This window comes from Geodermatophilus dictyosporus (assembly GCF_900115505.1).
Classification (GTDB): domain Bacteria; phylum Actinomycetota; class Actinomycetes; order Mycobacteriales; family Geodermatophilaceae; genus Geodermatophilus; species Geodermatophilus dictyosporus.
The window spans coordinates 280,275-296,848 of record NZ_FOWQ01000005.1 but is presented as its reverse complement, the minus strand read 5'-3'; the positions used below and the strand labels follow the sequence as shown (position 1 = coordinate 296,848).

The 16,574-nt window shown below is 77.9% G+C and carries 15 protein-coding genes; 6 read left to right on the top strand and 9 right to left on the bottom strand.

Annotation, left to right across the window (positions count from 1 at the left end; all coding sequences use genetic code 11):
• Window positions 1-37: 37 nt before the first annotated feature.
• Both BMZ33_RS14355 and rraA read left to right on the top strand, forming a co-directional pair.
• On the top strand, window positions 38-397 hold the full coding sequence (locus BMZ33_RS14355) for a putative quinol monooxygenase (RefSeq protein ID WP_091111657.1): 360 nt from the start codon (window positions 38-40) through the stop codon (window positions 395-397).
• Entirely contained in the window at window positions 394-882 is a 489-nt protein-coding gene (gene rraA / locus BMZ33_RS14350) for a ribonuclease E activity regulator RraA (protein ID WP_091111654.1), read from the top strand. Before BMZ33_RS14355 ends, rraA begins: the two co-directional genes overlap by 4 nt.
• Before the next feature lie 11 nt (window positions 883-893).
• Here the strand turns inward: rraA and BMZ33_RS14345 are convergent, their stop codons facing one another.
• On the bottom strand, window positions 894-1,154 hold the full coding sequence (locus BMZ33_RS14345; RefSeq protein ID WP_091111651.1) for a hypothetical protein: 261 nt from the start codon (window positions 1,152-1,154) through the stop codon (window positions 894-896).
• 19 nt (window positions 1,155-1,173) lie between these two features.
• Here BMZ33_RS14345 and BMZ33_RS14340 point away from each other — a divergent pair, with 19 nt between their 5' ends.
• Window positions 1,174-1,812, top strand: a complete 639-nt coding sequence (locus BMZ33_RS14340; RefSeq protein ID WP_169064334.1) for a hypothetical protein — start codon at window positions 1,174-1,176, stop codon at window positions 1,810-1,812.
• A 72-nt stretch (window positions 1,813-1,884) separates the two neighbouring features.
• The gene (locus BMZ33_RS22730; RefSeq protein ID WP_136697297.1) at window positions 1,885-2,163 is read left to right on the top strand and encodes a hypothetical protein; all 279 of its coding nucleotides are present in this window, start codon (window positions 1,885-1,887) and stop codon (window positions 2,161-2,163) included.
• On the opposite strand, the gene cydC is transcribed toward BMZ33_RS22730, so the two are convergent.
• Genes cydC through BMZ33_RS14320 form a run of 3 tightly spaced genes read right to left on the bottom strand, consistent with a single transcriptional unit; the run spans window position 2,160 to window position 8,145 of the window.
• Entirely contained in the window at window positions 2,160-5,549 is a 3,390-nt protein-coding gene (cydC, locus tag BMZ33_RS14330) for a thiol reductant ABC exporter subunit CydC (RefSeq protein WP_091111645.1), read from the bottom strand. The genes BMZ33_RS22730 and cydC overlap by 4 nt on opposite strands.
• Entirely contained in the window at window positions 5,546-6,565 is a 1,020-nt protein-coding gene (gene cydB / locus BMZ33_RS14325; protein WP_091111642.1) for a cytochrome d ubiquinol oxidase subunit II, read from the bottom strand. Before cydB ends, cydC begins: the two co-directional genes overlap by 4 nt.
• A gap of 14 nt (window positions 6,566-6,579) precedes the next feature.
• Entirely contained in the window at window positions 6,580-8,145 is a 1,566-nt protein-coding gene (locus BMZ33_RS14320) for a cytochrome ubiquinol oxidase subunit I (RefSeq protein ID WP_091111639.1), read from the bottom strand.
• 171 nt (window positions 8,146-8,316) lie between these two features.
• On the opposite strand from BMZ33_RS14320, the gene BMZ33_RS14315 reads away from it, so the two are divergent.
• Together BMZ33_RS14315 and BMZ33_RS14310 are read left to right on the top strand one after the other, a co-directional pair.
• Complete coding sequence (locus BMZ33_RS14315) at window positions 8,317-8,676, top strand: BlaI/MecI/CopY family transcriptional regulator (RefSeq protein WP_091111636.1); 360 nt, start codon at window positions 8,317-8,319, stop codon at window positions 8,674-8,676.
• Between the two features lies 1 nt (window position 8,677).
• A complete protein-coding gene (locus tag BMZ33_RS14310) occupies window positions 8,678-9,607 on the top strand; it encodes a M56 family metallopeptidase (RefSeq protein WP_091111633.1) in 930 nt (309 codons plus the stop codon).
• Between the two features lie 8 nt (window positions 9,608-9,615).
• Here the strand turns inward: BMZ33_RS14310 and BMZ33_RS14305 are convergent, their stop codons facing one another.
• Genes BMZ33_RS14305 through BMZ33_RS14285 form a run of 5 tightly spaced genes read right to left on the bottom strand, consistent with a single transcriptional unit; the run spans window position 9,616 to window position 16,559 of the window.
• Window positions 9,616-10,512, bottom strand: a complete 897-nt coding sequence (locus BMZ33_RS14305) for an oxidoreductase (protein ID WP_091111630.1) — start codon at window positions 10,510-10,512, stop codon at window positions 9,616-9,618.
• The gene (locus BMZ33_RS14300) at window positions 10,509-11,726 is read right to left on the bottom strand and encodes a Glu/Leu/Phe/Val dehydrogenase dimerization domain-containing protein (RefSeq protein WP_091111628.1); all 1,218 of its coding nucleotides are present in this window, start codon (window positions 11,724-11,726) and stop codon (window positions 10,509-10,511) included. The genes BMZ33_RS14305 and BMZ33_RS14300 overlap by 4 nt, the downstream gene beginning before the upstream one ends.
• Window positions 11,723-13,336: a 5-guanidino-2-oxopentanoate decarboxylase gene (locus BMZ33_RS14295; RefSeq protein WP_091111625.1), complete on the bottom strand. Its 1,614-nt coding sequence runs from the start codon at window positions 13,334-13,336 to the stop codon at window positions 11,723-11,725. The genes BMZ33_RS14300 and BMZ33_RS14295 overlap by 4 nt, the downstream gene beginning before the upstream one ends.
• Window positions 13,333-15,393, bottom strand: a complete 2,061-nt coding sequence (locus BMZ33_RS14290; RefSeq protein WP_091111622.1) for an acetate--CoA ligase family protein — start codon at window positions 15,391-15,393, stop codon at window positions 13,333-13,335. The genes BMZ33_RS14295 and BMZ33_RS14290 overlap by 4 nt, the downstream gene beginning before the upstream one ends.
• Window positions 15,390-16,559, bottom strand: a complete 1,170-nt coding sequence (locus BMZ33_RS14285) for an acyl-CoA dehydrogenase family protein (protein ID WP_091111619.1) — start codon at window positions 16,557-16,559, stop codon at window positions 15,390-15,392. The genes BMZ33_RS14290 and BMZ33_RS14285 overlap by 4 nt, the downstream gene beginning before the upstream one ends.
• Window positions 16,560-16,574: the final 15 nt, after the last annotated feature.

Here is a 16,574-nt window from a genome sequence, read left to right as displayed (position 1 = left end):
CAGCTTATAACCTCGGGCCGATCCGGAGGGGGAGGCCGTGTTCAGTCAGGTGGTGCAGGTCCGCGTCCGGCCCGGGCGCCGGGAGGAGTTCCTCGCCGGCGTCACGGCCACCGCGGAGGCGGCGGTTCGCGACGAGCCGGGGTGCCTGCGCGTCGAGGTCTGCGAGGTGGCCGGCGACCCCGACGCCTTCGTGGTCTCGGGGCTCTACGCCGACGACGCCGCGTACGCCGCGCACGGGCGGACCCCGCACGCCGCCGCCTGGCGGCAGGTCTCCGAGCGGACCGTGGTGCCCGGCACCGAGGTGGACATGGCCGGCCGGGTGCTGGTCGGCCACTGTGTCGGGGGATGGGCGGAGGCGCTCCCGGGAGCGCACCGGGACGAGGAGGAGGAGCGATGAGCCGGGCGACGACCGACATCTGCGACGAGCACCCGGAGGCGCAGGTGTGCGACGCGGGCCTCGCCGCCTTCGGCGGCCGCCCGGCGTTCAGCGGGACGATCAGCACGCTCAAGGTGTTCGAGGACAACACCCTGGTCCGCGACGCGGTCGGGCAGCCGGGGGAGGGCCGGGTGCTCGTCGTCGACGGCGGCGGGTCGCTGCGCTGTGCGCTGCTGGGCGGCAACCTCGCCGTCGCGGCCGCGGAGAACGGCTGGGCCGGCGTGGTGGTCAACGGCGCGGTGCGCGACGCCGACGAGATCGACGCCCAGCCGATCGGCGTCCGGGCGCTGGCCACCCACCCGCGGCGCAGTGTCAAGGGCCTGCACTCGGGCCAGGCGGGGCTGCCGGTCGTCTTCGCCGGCGTGGTGTTCCGCGAGGGCGAGTGGCTGTGCGCCGACCGCGACGGGGTCGTCGTGCTCCCGTCCGCCCCGGGGACGGACGCGTAGGACCGGGGTCCTCAGCGCCGGCGGCGGGACGGGCGCCACCAGCGGCGGGCGGGCACCGGCACCGGACCGGGTGGCCCGTCGCCGGGCTTCCCTGCGGAGGTCGTCGCCGCGGTCGAGGCGGCGGCGTGCCGCTCGTGCAGCCGGGCGCGGACGTCGTCGGGCGTGTACGCGCGGCGCTGCCGCTCCCCGCGCACCAGCACCGCGCCGGTGGCCGCGACCCCGGCGACACCGGCCAGGCCGAGCAGCTTCCACGCGTTCTTCGGCAGCCGCACGGTCGCCTACCGTAGCCGCGTGACCCCGCCCCGCGCGCTGCCGCTCGAGGAGGCGGTCGAGCTCACCCGCACCGGCGACGTCTGGGTGTTCCGCGGCGCCTCGCTCGCCGACCTGGCGATCCGGGCGGTGACCAACGCGCCGGTCAACCACGTCGGCATGGCCGTCGTCCTGGAGGACCTCCCGCCGCTGCTCTGGCACGCCGAGCTCGGCCGCTCGCTGCCCGACGCGTGGACCGGCCGGCACCAGCGCGGCGTCCAGCTGCACGACCTGCGCGACGCCGTCGTCATCTGGCGGCAGCGCTACGGGCAGCGCGCCTGGCTGCGGCAGCTCGTGGGCCCGGCCGACGACGGCGGGGTCACCCGGGAGATCGAGGACGCCGTGCTGCGCACCGTTGCGCGCTACGACGGCCGACCGTTCCCGACCACCCGCGGTCTCGCGCGCGGCTGGCTGAGCGGCCGGCTGCGCCGTGGCACGGCGGCCGAGACGGTGTTCTGCGCCGAGCTGGTCGCCACGACCTACGCCGCGATGGGCCTGCTCCCGCCCGACCGGCCGCGCAACTGGTACGACCCGGGCAGCTTCTGGTCCGGCGACGACCTGCCGCTGCTGCAGGGCGCCACCCTGGGCGACGAGATCCCGGTGGACGTGCCCGCCGGCTGACGCCCGGAACGGTCAGTACCGCGGAGTAGGACGGTCTGTACAGAGCACGGGGATCCGCCCAGGAGGCTCGTCATGGCCACCGCCACGCTCGCCACGATCCACACCCCTCCCTCGGTCGCGCGCCGCCCGATGCCGGCCCTCGCCCGTGACCTGCTGGCCGTCGCCTGGGAGCCCGGCGCCGCGCCGCCCCGGGAGGTCCGCGTGCGGCCGGAGCTGGCCGGGCGGCTCGGCGGGGAGCCCGGCCCGGACGGGCAGTGGCTGCTCGGGGAGCCGGCCGGGGTGCCGCTGGTGGTCGACCCGCTCCTGCCGCGCAGCCCCGGCTTCGAGGTCCGGCGGGTCGCCCCGCGCTAGGCGGCCAGCGCGGCCGACTCCGCACCGAGCCGGACGACGGCGTCGCCGGGCTGCTCGAGCGCGTCGTCGTGGGTCACGCAGACGACCACCCGGCCGGCCAGGGCCCGGCGCAGGTCGCGCACCAGCGCCGCGGCGGTGGGCGGGTCGAGGTGCGCGGTGGGCTCGTCGAGCAGCACGACGTCGCGGTCGGCCAGCAGCGCGCGGGCGGCGGCCAGCCGCCGCCGCTCGCCGCCGGACAGCGCGGTGCCGCCGGCGCCGACCGGGGTGTCCAGGCCCTGGGGGAGGCCGGCGAGCAGCGGGCCCAGGCCGGCGGCGGCCAGCGCCGCGGTCGTGCGCGCCTCGCCGTCCGGGCCGGCCAGCGCGCCGCGCGGCGCGGCCAGCGCCAGGTTGGCGCGGATGGTCGAGGCGAACACGTGGGCGTCCTGCGGCAGCCACGCCGTCCGCGACCGGACGGCGTCGCCGGTCAGCCGGGCGGTGTCGGCGCCGTCGAGGGTGTACCGGCCCGCGCGCGGGCGCAGCGCCGCCAGCAGCACGGACAGCAGCGTCGACTTGCCGGCGCCCGACGGCCCGCGGACGACCAGCCAGCCGCCGTCCGCCCGTGCCTGCGCGGACAGCCCGCGCAGCACGTCGGGGCCGCCGGGCCAGCCCGCGACCAGGCCGGTGACGGCGACCTCGCGCACCGGGGCGGGCGCGGGCAGCGGGCCGGCGGGATCGGCCGGGACCGGCGCGGTGAGGACGGCGTCGAGGCGGGCGCGGGCGTCGGCCAGCGCGCCCCGCCGCTGCAGGGCGGAGACGAGGCCGGTGAGCGGCTCGGCCAGGGCGAGCGGGGCCAGGCCGAGGACGGCGACCTCCGGGCCGGCCAGGCCGCCGGCCGCGCCGGCCGCGGTGGCCAGCACCGCGGCCAGTCCGGTGCCCAGCACGACCAGCCCGGTGCCGAGCGCGCCGGCCCGGGCGCCGGTCGCGGCCGCCCCGGCGCGCCGGCCGGCGACGGCCGCGAGGTCGGCGGCGGTGGCGGCAGCCAGGCCGTGCGCCCGCAGGTCGGCCGCGCCCTCGAGCGCGGTGGTGACGTCGCGCAGCGCCCCCACCCGGAGCGCCCCCTCCTCGCGGGCCGCGCCGGCGTCGACCCGCCGGTGCACCAGCAGCACGCCGAGGACCGTGGCGGCCAGCACCAGGGCGACCGCGCCCGCGGCGGCCGGGTGCAGCAGCGCGAGCGCGCCGACGGCGAGCACCGGGACGGTGGCCGCCACCAGCGCCGGCGGGACCACCCGCACCGAGAGGTCCTGCACCAGTCCGACGTCGCCCACCACCCGGGCCAGCGCGCTGCCTGGCGTCCGGTCGGCGGCCACGCCCTGGGCGGCCAGCGCGCGCCAGACCCGCACCCGCAGGTCGGCGGCTGCGCGCAGGGCGGCGTCGTGGGCGGCGAGCCGCTCCACCCACCGCAGCCCGGCCCGCCCCAGCCCGAACGCCCGCACGCCGACGATCGCGACCAGCAGGGTGAGCACCGGCGGCATCTCCGCGGCCCGCACGATCAGCCAGCCGGAGACGGCGGTGAGCGCGACACCGGCGCCCGCGGAGGCGGTGCCCGCCGCGACGGCGCGGACCAGCGCCCGCCGCGGCCAGCCCAGCGCACCCGTCGCCGTCGCGGGAGCCGCCGGAGTCGTCGTCGGGCCCGCGGTCGTCCCGCCGGTGACCGCGAGATCTGCACAGTGGCGGTCATCAGGCGCTGATGACGACCACTGTGCAGATCTCGCGGGGACGGCGGGGGCGCCGGGGAGCACGACGGTGCGGTCGGCGAGCGCGGCCAGCGCCGGGTCGTGGGTGACCAGCAGGACGGTGACCGTGCCCCGCAGCCCGGCGAGGACGGCGGCGACGCGGGCGGCCGAGGCCGCGTCGAGGTGCGCGGTCGGCTCGTCGAGCAGCAGCAGCCGGGCGCCGCGGCGGACCCGTACCAGCGCCCGCGCCACCGCCACCCGCTGCAGCTCGCCGGGGGAGAGGGCGGCGCAGTCGCGCCCGGCGAGGCCGGCGGCGTCCACCCGCGCCAGCGCCTCGACGACGAACGCCTCGGCGACGACGGCGTCGGTGCCCGGCTCGGGCGCGGCGTGCCGGCGCAGCTCGTCGGCGACGGTGGGGGCGGTCGTCCGCGGGTGCTGCGCCACCAGCGCGACCCCGCCGGCGGGGACACCGGTGACGGTGCCGGCGACCTCGGCGGCCGGGTCGAGCGCGCCGGTGAGCGCGGCCAGCAGCGTCGACTTGCCCGAGCCGCTGGCGCCCCGCAGCACGACGAGCTCGCCGGGCCGCAGCGCCAGGTCCACCGGCGGCAGCGCGGGCAGCGCCCGGCCGGGGTGGCGGACGGTCAGCCCGGTGACGACGACGCCGGCGCCGCGCGGGTCGTCGTCCGTCGCCGGGGAGGCGGCGGCCACCGGGGAGCGGCCGCCGGAGGCGGCGAGCACCGCGCGCGCCTCGGCCGCGGCCAGGGTGGCGGCCTCGCTCGCGTGGTGCGCCGCACCCAGGGCGCGCAGTGGGGCGAACGCCTCGGGCGCGAGCAGCAGCGCGGTCAGGCCGGTGGCCAGCGCGAGGTCACCGTGCACCAGCCGCAGGCCCACGGTGACCGCGACCAGCGCCACCGACAGCGTGGCCACCAGCTCGAGCACCAGCGCCGAGACGAACGCCAGCCGCAGCGTGGCCAGGGTGCGCCGGCGGGAGACCTCGCCGAGCTCGGCGAGCGCGGCCACCTGGTCGGCGGCGCGGCCCAGTCCCACGAGCACCGGCAGGCCCCGCACCAGCTCGGCCACGTGCGCGGCCAGCCGGTCCAGGGCGCGGGCGGCGTCGGCGGTGCCGTCGCGCGTGGCCAGGCCCACCAGCGCCAGGAACACCGGCACCAGGGGGAGGGTGACCGCGACCAGGCCGGCCGAGAGCAGGTCGGTGGCGGCCAGGACGACCAGCAGCACCGGCGGGACGACGAGCGTCTGCGCCAGCGCGGGCAGGTAGGTGGCCAGGCCCGGCGCGAGGTCGGCCAGCCGGGTGGTGGCCAGCACCGCGGCGGGCGCGGGGCCGCCGGCCGCGGTGACGGCGGCGGGGGAGGCGGCCAGCCGGCCGAGCAGCGCGCGGCGCAGCGCGTCCTCGGCGCGGCGGGCGTCGCGGGTGGCCGCGAGCTCGCCGAGGGTGCCGGCCAGCGCTCGCAGCGCGGCACCGCCGGCGGCGAGGGCCAGCGGGGGCAGCAGCGCGCCGTCCGCCGTCCCGGCGGCCCGGGCGACCGCGTGCGCGAGCCCGGCGGCGAGCAGCACCAGCCCGGCGGTCTGGCCGAGGGCGGCCAGCGCCGCCCGGGCCAGGGCGCCGGGCAGGCCGGGGACGCCGGCCAGCGGCGCCAGCGGACCCCGGGAGGTCATGCCGCCACCGTCTCGGACTCCGGCTCGGCGGTGAGCCGCTTGCGGAACACCCAGTAGGTCCAGGCCTGGTAGGCCAGCACCACGGGCAGGCCGACGGCGGCCACCCAGGTCATCACGGTGAGCGTGTAGTCGCTGACCGAGGCCTCGGCGATCGTGACGTCGAACGCCGGGTCGATGGTCGAGGGCACCACCACCGGGTAGGCCGCGCCGAACAGCGTCGCCGCCGAGGCCAGCAGCACCGCGGCCCAGCCGGCGAAGGCCTGCCCCTCGCGGTCGAGCCGCACGCGGGTCCGGGTGAGCACGACCGCCAGCGCCGCCACCAGCCACAGCACGCCGGTGACGAGCGTGCCCGAGCGCAGGTGCACCAGCCCGGCCCAGGCCAGCAGCGGCAGCGCGGCCACCGGCGACCAGCGCAGCGCGAAGGCCCGCGCCCGCAGGCGCACCGGCCCGTCGGTCTTCAGCGCGAGGAACAGCGCGCCGTGCACCAGCGACCAGCCGACGACGGCGAGCGCGCCCAGCAGCGACGACCAGCCCAGCCCGACGAACGCCCCGCCCACCCGGGTGCCGTCGCCGTCGATCGGCAGGCCGAGGGTGGTGGCGCCCAGCGCCGCGCCGATGCCCAGCGCCGCGACCAGCGAGCCGCCGGTGATGACGCGGGTCCAGGCGGCGTCCCAGCGCGGGTCGTGCGACGAGTGCCGCCACTCGAAGGCCACCGCCCGCACGATCAGGCCGAGCAGCACCACGACGAAGGGCAGGTACAGCGCCGGCAGCCAGGTGGCGTACCAGCCGGGGAAGGCGGCGAACACCGCGCCGGTGGCGGTGATCAGCCAGACCTCGTTGCCGTCCCACACCGGGCCGATGGTGCGCAGCATCAGGTGGCGGTCCGCCCTGCCCTGCCGACCGCGCCGGCCGAGCACCGGCAGCAGCGCCGCGACGCCGAAGTCGAAGCCCTCCAGCAGCAGGAAGCCGGTCCACAGCACCGCGACGGCGGCGAACCACAGGGTCTGCAGGTCCATGTCAGGCACTCCGGTCAGTACGCGAAGGAGAGGACGTCGTCGTCGGCACGGTCGTCGTCCGCGCGGTCGCCGTCGGGACGCTCGTCGTCGTCCCGCCGGGAGGACGCCACGGCCGGCGGCGTGGCGGTGGTGTCGCCCGTGGTGACGCCGCCGCGGACCAGCCGGGTGATGAGGAACAGCTCGACGACGGCGAGGGCGCCGTAGAGCAGGGCGAGGCTGACCAGCGAGGTCCACACCTCGGCGGCGGTGACGCCGGGGGAGACGGCCTGGGCGGTGAAGAACCACACCTGCTCGTCGACCGGCACGTCCGGGTTCGGGTACACGACGAAGGGCTGGCGGCCGATCTCGGTGAACACCCACCCGGCCGCGTTGGCCACGAACGGCGCGCCGACGGCCAGCAGCGACCCGTAGACGCCGACCCGCGACGTCGGCACCCGGCCGCGGCGGGTGGCCCACAGGGCGTAGGCCGCCACGCCGGCCGAGACGCCGCCCATGCCGATCATGAGCCGGAAGCTCCAGTAGGTGGCCGCGAGCACCGGGGTGTAGTCGATCGGGTCACCGGCCCGGTCTCCGAAGGACGGGTCGTCGGGGTAGGTCGCGCCGTAGACGACGGCGTACTCCTCCTGCAGCTCCTCGATGCCCGGGACGGGGGAGGAGAAGTCGTTGTGCGCGAGGAAGGACAGCAGGCCCGGGATGGTGTAGCTGTGCACGTCGTCGCACTCGTTGCTGCCGAGCTTGGCCCAGGCGAACACGGAGAACGGCGCCGGCGCCTCGGTCTCGCAGAGCGCCTCGGCGGAGCTCATCTTCAGCGGCTGCTGGTGGTACATCAGCTTGCCCTGCCAGTCACCGGTGACGGCGACGAGCACGAAGGCGGCCAGCGAGACCAACCCGCCGACCCGCACCGAGCGGCGCCAGACGGAGTGGTCGACGTCCGTGGTCGGCGCACCGGCCAGCTTCCGCTTGCGCAGGTGCCACAGGCCGATGCCGACGAGCAGGGCGCCGGCGACCACGAGCGCGGCGACGACGGCGTGGCTGAAGGCGGCCAGCGCCGTGTTGTTCGTCAGCACGGCGAGGAAGTCGACCTGCACCGGGCGGCCGTCCTCGCCGACGGCGACGCCGACCGGGTGCTGCATCCACGAGTTGGCCGCGATGATGAAGTACGCGCTGACGATCGAGCCGACGACGGCGGCCCACAGCGCCGCGAGGTGCAGCTTCTTCGGGATCCGGCCCCAGCCGAAGATCCACAGCCCCAGGAAGGTCGACTCGAGGAAGAAGGCCAGCAGCGCCTCGAGCGCCAGCAGCGAGCCGAAGACGTCGCCGACGAAGCGCGAGTACTCGCTCCAGGCCAGGCCGAACTGGAACTCCTGCACCAGGCCGGTGGCCACGCCGAGCACGAAGTTGACCAGGTACACCTTGCCCCAGAAACGCGTCATCCGGAGCCACTCGGGCTTGCCGGTGCGCACCCACATCGTGTGCATGACCGCGACCAGGATCCCCAGCCCGATGGTCAGCGGGACCATCAGGAAGTGATAGACGGTCGTGATGCCGAACTGCCAGCGGGCGATGTCCAGGACGTCCACGCCACCTGCTCCTCACCTGCCGGGAGCCGCCCCCGACGACTCCTTTCTACGCCTCGTAGAACCACTTCTCTACGTCTCGTAGAACGGGTCGGGGTGAGCTGCGCGACACGGTCCGTGCGCCGGGGCCGGCTCCCGTTCTACGCTGGGTAGAACCGACCGACTGGAGGAACCGTGGCCTCGCTGGGCGACCTGGAGCGCACCGTCATGGACCGGCTGTGGGCCGCCGACGGGCCGGTCGCGGCGGCCGGGCTGCGCGACGCGCTGGCCGAGCGCGGGCTGGCGCTGACCACCGTGCACACCGTGCTCTCCCGGCTGGAGGCCAAGGGCTTCGTCGAGCACGACGACGCCCGGCCGCGCCGGTTCCGGCCGACGGCGACCCGCGAGCAGCACGCCGCCGAGCTCATGCACGAGGTGCTCGGCCGCTCCGGTGACCGGCAGGCCGTGCTGGCCCGCTTCGTCGGCGGCGTGGACCCCGAGGAGGCGCGGCTGCTGCGGCAGCTGCTCGAGGAGACGGCGCCGGACGCCCGCTGACGTGCTGCCCGCGACCGCCGCGGCGCTCGCGGTCCTCGCCGCGCTGCTCGCCTGGCCGGTGCCCGCGTGGCTCGGCCGGGTGCGCTGGCCGCGCCGCGACCCGCTCGTGGCGCTGGTCTGCTGGCAGGCGGTCGGCCTGGCCGGCGGCCTGTCGATCGTCGGCGCCCTGCTCGTGCACGGCCTGGCGCCGTGGGGGCACTCCCTGCCGGAGGCCGGCTGGGCGGTGCTCACCGGGCGGTCGGCGGCCGATCCGGTCCGGGGCGACCACTGGGGAGCGCTCACGCTGGCCGCCGTCCTGACCGTGGAGCTGCTCGGCGTCCTGGCGCTGTCGTGGGCGCGCACCGCGCGCACCCGCCGCCGGCACCGCGAGCTGCTCGAGCTGGTGGTGCAACCCTCGCCGGCCGCGCCCGACGCCCGGCTGCTCGAGCACCCGGCGCCGGTGGCGTTCTGCATCCCCGGCGCCCGCCCGCTGCTGGTGCTCTCCTCGGGCATGGTCGCCGAGCTCGACGACGACCAGCTGGCCGCCGTCGTCGCGCACGAGCGGGCGCACCTGGCCGAGCACCACCACCTCTACCTGCTGCCGTTCGTGGCGTGGGAGGCGGCGCTGCCGGTGCTGCCCGCGGCCGCCCGCGCGCACGCCGCCGTCCGGGAGCTGGTGGAGATGCGCGCCGACGACCGGGCGCTGGCCACCCTCGGCGGGCCCGACCCGCGGCGCACGCTGGCCCAGGCGATCGTGGTGGCGGCCGGGGGAGCGGGCGGCGGGGTGCCCGACGGCGCGCTGGCGGTGGCCGGCAGCGCGGTGGTCGCCCGCGTCGTCCGGCTGGTCACCCCGCCGCCGCCGCTGCCCCCCGCCGCCCGCGCCGCCGCGCTCCTCGCCGCCGGGCTGCTCCTGCTCGCCCCGACCGTCCTGCTCCTGCTCCCCGCGGTGTGAGGGCCGGTTCAGCGGGTGGGGAGGGCCGCGGGGAGGTCGACGCCGGTGAGCTCGGCCGACGCCGTCCACAGCGCGGCCGCCGTCCGCAGGTCGCTGGCCGCGGCGGTGCGCCCGACCAGCGTCGGGTACCCGCGCACCTCGGCCGGGCCGTCGGGGCCGGCGTAGCTGCCGCCGGGCAGGTCGGCGGTGGCCACGAACAGCGTGGGCAGCGCGCCCTGCTCGGCCGACTGCGCGACCACCCGGTTGCCCAGCGCCATGGCCACGTCCTTCACCCGGTTCTCGGTGCGGCCCTGCAGGTTGGTCGCCGACCAGCCCGGGTGGGCGGCCATCGCGCGCACCGGTGACCCGGCCGCGGTGAGCCGGCGCTGCAGCTCGAGGGTGAACAGCAGGTTGGCCAGCTTGGACTGGCCGTAGGCGCGCTCGGCCGAGTAGCGCCGCCGCTCCCAGTTGAGGTCGGCGAGGTCGATGCGGCCCGCCCGGTGCGCCGTCGAGGACACGGTGACCACCCGGTCGGTGACGTGCGGCAGCAGCAGGTTGGTCAGCGCGAAGTGCCCGAGGTGGTTGGTGCCGAACTGCAGCTCGAAGCCGTCGGCGGTGCGGCCCTGCGGCACCATCATGATCCCGGCGTTGTTCACCAGGACGTCCAGCGGGCCGTGCCAGCCGTCGGCGAAGGCGCGCACCGAGGCGAGGTCGGCCAGGTCCAGCCGGCGCACCTCGACCTCACCGGGCAGCCCGGCGGCCGCGGCGTCGCCGCGGGCGGGGTCGCGGACGGCGAGCACCACGCGGGCACCGGCCGCGGCCAGCGCCCGCCCGGTGGCCAGCCCGAGCCCGCTCGTGGCGCCGGTGACGACGACGGTGCGGCCGGTCTGGTCGGGGATGTCGGCGGGAGTCCAGCGGATCGTCATGCCCGGACCAACGCCGCCTCCTCCGCCGGAGTGCCGGCGCCGGTGACGCCGACCGCCGCCTGCACGGCCTCGGCGTTGCGGCGGGCCAGGGCGAGCGCCGCCTCGCGCAGCGTGCACCCCCGGGCCGCCGCGTCGTCGGACACCGTGCCCACCAGCCGCCGCACCACCGCGTCGATCTTGGCGAACGACGACTCCGCCGTGGGCTCGACGTCGCCGAAGACCGTCCACCACCACCAGGCGTTGGTCATGACGTTGGCCAGGAAGTCCGGCAGCACCGGGACCCCGGCGGCGTGCAGCAGCGCCTCGGCGTCGGGCAGCGTGGGCATGTTCGCCCCCTCGACGACGGCCCGGGCGCGGATCCGCGGGACGTCGCCGGCGGTGACCACGTAGGACATCGCGGCGGGCACCAGCAGGTCGCAGGGGACGTCGAGCCACCCGTCGTTCGGGGCGGTGGTGTCCGAGGGCCGCAGCGCCGAGCGGTCGACGACGCCGAGCGGGTCGCGGGCGGCGAGCAGCGCCTCCACGTCGAGGCCGCCGTCGTTGCGGATCAGCCCCGCCCGGTCGGCCACGGCGACCACCGACACCCCGGACCGGGCCAGGTACCGCGCCGCGGCCCCGCCGATGGAGCCGAACCCCTGCACCACCGCCGTCGCCCCCGCGACCGGCACGCCGGTGCGCTCCAGGTGCACCACGCCGGTGCGGGCCACCCCGTAGCCGCCGACCAGGTCGCCGAGGGAGACGCCGTCGACGTCGACGGCGAAGGCCCGCGCCAGCCGGCCGCGCGCCGCCGCGGCGTCCTCCAGCGTGGCGAAGACCGCCTCGACCGTGCTGGCCAGGCCCAGCTCGGCGGCCACCCGGTCGATCGTCTCCTGGCGCAGCCCGAAGTCCTCGCCGGTGTTCCACTGGCTGCGCACCACCGGCAGCACGGCCGCGAGGAACCGGCGGAGCACGTCGACCGCGCGCGGGTCGGCCGGGTCGAGGTCGATGCCGCCCTTGCCGCCGCCGAGGGGCAGGTAGCGGTCGGCCGGGTCGTAGACCAGCGCCTCCTTGCGGGTCATCCCCCGGGCCAGGCCGCGCACCTCCTCGAGCGTGCAGCCCTCCCGGATCCGCAGGCCGCCGCTGGCCAGCCCGCGCACCAGGGTGTCGAGGACCAGGTAGCCCCGCACGCCGGTGACCGGGTCGGTCCAGGTGGTCTCGAGCAGGGGGGCGCTCATCGGGCAGCTCCTTCGCCGGTCGGAGGGGAGTGGCGGACGTGCACGACGGTCGGCCGGTCGGCGGCCAGCGCGCGGCGGACGGCGTCGGCCAGCCCGTCGGGGCCGTCGAGGGTCACGCCGTGGCAGCCGAGCGCCCGGCCGACCGCGGCGAGGTCGGGGGAGGGCAGGTCGACGGCGTGCACCGGGTCGTCGCGGTCGCGCATCTCGTTGCGGATCTCGCCGTAGCCGGCGTTGTCGACGACCACGACCGGCAGCGGCAGCCGCAGGTCGGCGGCCATGGCCAGCTCGGGGAGGGTGAACATGACCCCGCCGTCGCCGAGCAGGGCCACGACCGGGGCGCCGGGGTCGGCCACCTTCGCGCCGACGGCCGCGGGCAGGCCGTAGCCGAGGGTGCCGAAGCCGGTGGGGAAGAGGAACGAGCCCGGGCGGTGGGTGGCCAGGTTGGCCAGGGCGCCGTAGTAGCAGACCATCGCGTTGTCGGCGCCGACGACCGCGTCGCGCGGCAGCGCCTCGGCCAGTCGGCCGAGCAGCGGCAGCCACTCCGCCCCCTCGGCCCGCGCGTCGGCGTCCTTCCGCGCACGCCACCCGGCCGCCCGCTCGGCGGCCGCGGGTCCGGGCGGCCCGCCGTCCGGCAGCGCGGCGAGCAGGGCGTCGAGCGTCGCGGCGGCGTCGCCGACGAGGGCCACGGCCGGGACGGCGTTGACGACGCACCCGACGGGGTCGACGTCGACGCGGACCAGCCGGCCCTCCAGCGGCAGCGGGCCGTACCAGAGGTCCGAGGGCGCCAGCTCGGTGCCCACGGCCAGGACGGCGTCGGCGTCGGCCACCAGGTCGCGGACGGCGGGCAGCTGCAGGCCCGCGCCCAGCGACAGCGGGTGGTCCTCGGGCAGCACGCCCTTGCCGTTGGTCGTGGTGACGGTCGGGGCGCCGAGCCGCTCGGCGACCCGCCGCACCTGCCCGGCGGCACCGCGGGCGCCGCCGCCGACGACGAGCACCGGCCGGGCGGCCCCCGCCAGGCGCGCGGCGGCCGCGGCGAGGTCGACCCCGGCGGGGACGGCCGGCGCCGGGGTGGCCGCGCGGGTCGCGACCGCCGGGCCGGTCTCGAGCAGCACGTCGAGGGGGACCTCCAGGTGCACCGGGCGCGGCCGGCCGGCGGTCATCAGCGCGAAGGCCTGCGCGACCGCCACCGGGATCTCCGCGACGCTGGTGGCCCGGATGCTCGCCGCGGCGACCGCGGCCATCGCCGCGCCCTGGTCCCGCGTCTCGTGCAGCAGGCCGTTGCCCAGGCCCGGGTGGCGCAGCGGCAGGCCGGGGGAGACGACCAGCACGGGCACCGAGTCCGACCACGCCTGACCGACCGCGGCGGCCGCGTTGAGCAGCGCCGGCCCGCTGGTGACGACGGCGACGCCGGGCCGGCCGCTGGTGCGGGCGTACCCGTCGGCGGCGTAGCCGGCGCCCTGCTCGTGCCGGGGGCTGACGTGCCGGACGCCGGCGAGGGCCAGGTGCCGGTAGATCTCCAGGTTGTGCGTGCCCGGGATGCCGAAGACGGTGTCGACGCCGTGCGCGACCAGGGCCGCCACCAGCGCCTGCCCGCCGCTGACCTCGGTCACCGCGGCCCCTCCTCGCCGACCGCCACGAGGGCGTCGACCGCGACGGCGCCGGCGGGCCCCACGCGCAGCGGGTTGACCTCGGCCTCGGCCACGTCGCCCTGCCCGGCGACCAGCCGGGAGACCGCGGCGGCCACCTCGGCGGCCGCGTCGAGGTCGACGGCGGGGGCGCCGCGCCAGCCGGTGAGCAGCGCCGCGCCGCGCAGCCGGCCGAGCAGCTCGCGGGCCTGCTCCGCGGTGACCGGGGCGAGGGCCACCTGCACGTCGCGGTACACCTCGGCCTGCACGCCGCCGAGCCCGACGAGCACCACCGGGCCGAACGCCGGGTCGCGGCGGGCGCCCACGATGAGCTCCACGACGCCGGGACGGGTGTCCATCTCCTCCAGCACGTACCCACCCTCCCCGAGGCGGGCGGTGAGGTCCCGCAGCGCAGCGACCGCGGCCTCGGCGTCGGCGAGCCCGGCGACCACGCCGCCGACGTCGCTGCGGTGCTCGATCCAGCCGGCCTTGAGCACGTAGGGCGCGGCCAGCCGGCCGGCGGCGGCGCGGACGTCGTCCGCCGTCCGCACCGGCTCGGCTCCCGGGTAGGCCACCCCGGACGCCGCCACCCGGGCGCGCGCCGCCAGGTAGGGCAGCGCCCGGCCGGTCCCCGCGCCGGGGGCCGCGTGGGGCACCGGGCCGCCGCTGCCGGCGGCCAGCCGGGCGGCCAGCGCGAGGGACCGGGCCGCGGCGTCGACGGTGTGCAGCGTCGGGACGGCGGAGGCGCGCAGCGTCCGCACGGCCTCGGAGTCCGGGCTCATCGAGTGCACGACGACCGGCCGGCGGTGCACGCGGACGGCGTCGGCGAGGGTCTTGACCACCTCGAGCTCGCGGTGCACCAGCTGCGGGGTGTCGGCGCCGTAGCAGCCGAAGTAGCCGGTGAGGACGACGGCGTCGACCTCGCCGCTGTCGAGCAGCGTCTCCACCACGCGGGCGTAGCTGTCGAGGTCCTGCTCGCCGGCGCCCGCGAGGTCGACGGGGTTGCCGACGGCGGCGGTCGGCGGCAGCGCGCGCGCCAGCGCCTCCGCGGTCGCGGCACCGAGCCGGGGCACGACCAGGCCCTCGCGGGCGAGGGTGTCGGCGGCCAGCGCCCCCTGCCCGCCGCTGTCGCTCACGACCGCGACGCGCCGCCCGGGCGGCAGCGGGCTGCCCAGCAGCAGGTGCGCCAGCTCGACGGCCTGCGCGGGGGTGTCGACCAGCACCGACCCGGCGGCCCGGCACGCCGCGGCCACCACCTCGGTGGCCGCGGTCAGCGCCCCGGTGTGCGAGCGCGCGGCCGCCCGGCTGGCGTCGCTGGCGCCCACGGTGAGGACGACGACCGGCTTGCCCGCGGCGCGCAGCCGGGTCATCGCGCCCAGCAGCGCGCGGCCGTCGGCGAAGCCCTCGAGGTAGAGGACCACCGCCCGGGTGGCCTCGTGGGCGACCAGGTCGTCGAGCACCTCCACCGCGGTGACGTCGACCTGGTTGCCGATCGAGACGAACCGCGAGACGCCCAGGCCGGCGTGCGCGGCCAGCCCGGCGAGCTCGAGGCCGAGCTGCCCCGACTGGGACACGATCGCCAGGTGGCCGGCTGTGAAGGTGCCCCAGGCCAGCTCCAGGTCGGTGGCCGCGTCGTACACGCCCAGGCAGTTGGGGCCGACCAGGCGGGCGCCGGCGGCCCGCACCCGGTCGGCGAGCCGCCGCTCCAGGCCGGGCTCGCCGTGGGCGAGGTCGATCCCCGCGGTGATGGCGAGCAGGCCCCGGGCGCCGAGGTCGAGCGCCTCGTCGACCAGGCTCGGCACCGAGGCGGCGGGTGTGCAGAGCACGACGAGGTCGGGCGCCCCGGGCAGGTCGCGCAGCGAGGGCACGGACGGGGTGCCCTCGACGACCGCCCCGCGCGCGTTGACCAGGTGCACCGGCCGCCGGCCGGCGCCCTGCAGCGCGCCGCGGGCCAGCCAGTACCCCCACTTGGCCGGGTCGGGGGAGGCCCCGACGACGGCGACCGACCGCGGGTCACCGAAGACCGACAGGTCGCCGGTCACGGCGTGCCCGTGAGCGACCGGGAGATGATCAGCCGCTGGATGTCGGAGGTGCCCTCCTCGAGCTCCTCGAGCTTGGCGTCGCGCAGCCACTTCTCCGGCAGGTACTCGCGGCTGTAGCCCCAGCCGCCGTGCGTCTGCAGCGCCGCGTCGGTCACCCAGGTGGTGTTCTCGCTGGCGGTCACCTTGGCGATGGCCGACTCGGCCGCGCACGGGATGCCGGCGTCGTACAGCCGCGCCGCGCGGAGGGTGACCAGGTGGGAGACGTCGGTGCGGGCGGCCATGTCGGCCAGCCGGAAGGCGACGGCCTGGTGCTCGATGATCGGCCGGCCGAACTGGGTGCGCTCCCGCGCGTAGGCGACCGTCGCGTCCAGCGCGGCCCGCGACAGCCCGGTCGCGCCGGCGCCGATGAGGATGCGCGACCCGTCGAAGGTGCGCATGAGGCCGTAGAAGCCGTGGCCCTCCTCGCCGAGCCGGTTCTCCACCGGCACGCGGACGTCGCTGAGGAACACCTCGGCGTTGACGATGCCGCGCTGGCCCATCTTGCGCATCGGCCGGCCCACCGTGACCCCGGGCGTCGAGCGGTCGACGACGAAGGCGGTGACGCCGCGGGAGCGCAGCGCGGGGTCCACCGTGGCGAAGACGACGAAGGACTCGGCGTAGGGCGCGTTGGAGATCCAGGTCTTCTGCCCGTTGAGCACGTACCCGTCCCCGTCGCGCACCGCCGACGTCTGCAGGCTCGCCGCGTCCGAGCCCACCCCCGGCTCGGTGACCGCGACCGCGGTGACCGGCGGCCGCGGGCCGGTGAGCGGGGTGATCCAGCGCTTCCTCTGCTCCTCGCTGCCGAGGGCCAGGACCGGCTCGGCGAAGAAGGCGCTCGAGGTGAGGAAGTTGCCGATGCCGATGTCGCCGTAGCACAGCTCCTGCTGCACGAGGCACTGCGTGACCAGGTCGGTGACCCCGCCGCCGCCGTACTCGGCGGGGAGCATGTAGGAGGCCAGGCCCACCTGCGCGGCCTCGTCCCACAGGTCCAGCGGCGACTCGGTGTCGGCCTCGTCCACCGCGCGGGCGCGCGGGCGGATCTCCCGCGCGGCGAAGTCGCGGGCCAGCGCGACGAACTCCCGCTGCTCCTCGGTGAGCTCGAGTCCGTCACGGATGGGGCGGGTCATGCGGTCTCCTCGGTT

Bases quoted from the DNA above. Each gene is read 5' to 3' on its own strand.
- BMZ33_RS14300 (WP_091111628.1), bottom strand. From the start codon at position 11,726: ATGAGCGCCCCCCTGCTCGAGACCACCTGGACCGACCCGGTCACCGGC.
- BMZ33_RS14305 (WP_091111630.1), bottom strand. From the start codon at position 10,512: ATGACGATCCGCTGGACTCCCGCCGACATCCCCGACCAGACCGGCCGC.
- cydB (WP_091111642.1), bottom strand. From the start codon at position 6,565: ATGGACCTGCAGACCCTGTGGTTCGCCGCCGTCGCGGTGCTGTGGACC.
- BMZ33_RS22730 (WP_136697297.1), top strand. From the start codon at position 1,885: ATGGCCACCGCCACGCTCGCCACGATCCACACCCCTCCCTCGGTCGCG.
- BMZ33_RS14285 (WP_091111619.1), bottom strand. From the start codon at position 16,559: ATGACCCGCCCCATCCGTGACGGACTCGAGCTCACCGAGGAGCAGCGG.
- rraA (WP_091111654.1), top strand. From the start codon at position 394: ATGAGCCGGGCGACGACCGACATCTGCGACGAGCACCCGGAGGCGCAG.
- cydC (WP_091111645.1), bottom strand. From the start codon at position 5,549: ATGACCTCCCGGGGTCCGCTGGCGCCGCTGGCCGGCGTCCCCGGCCTG.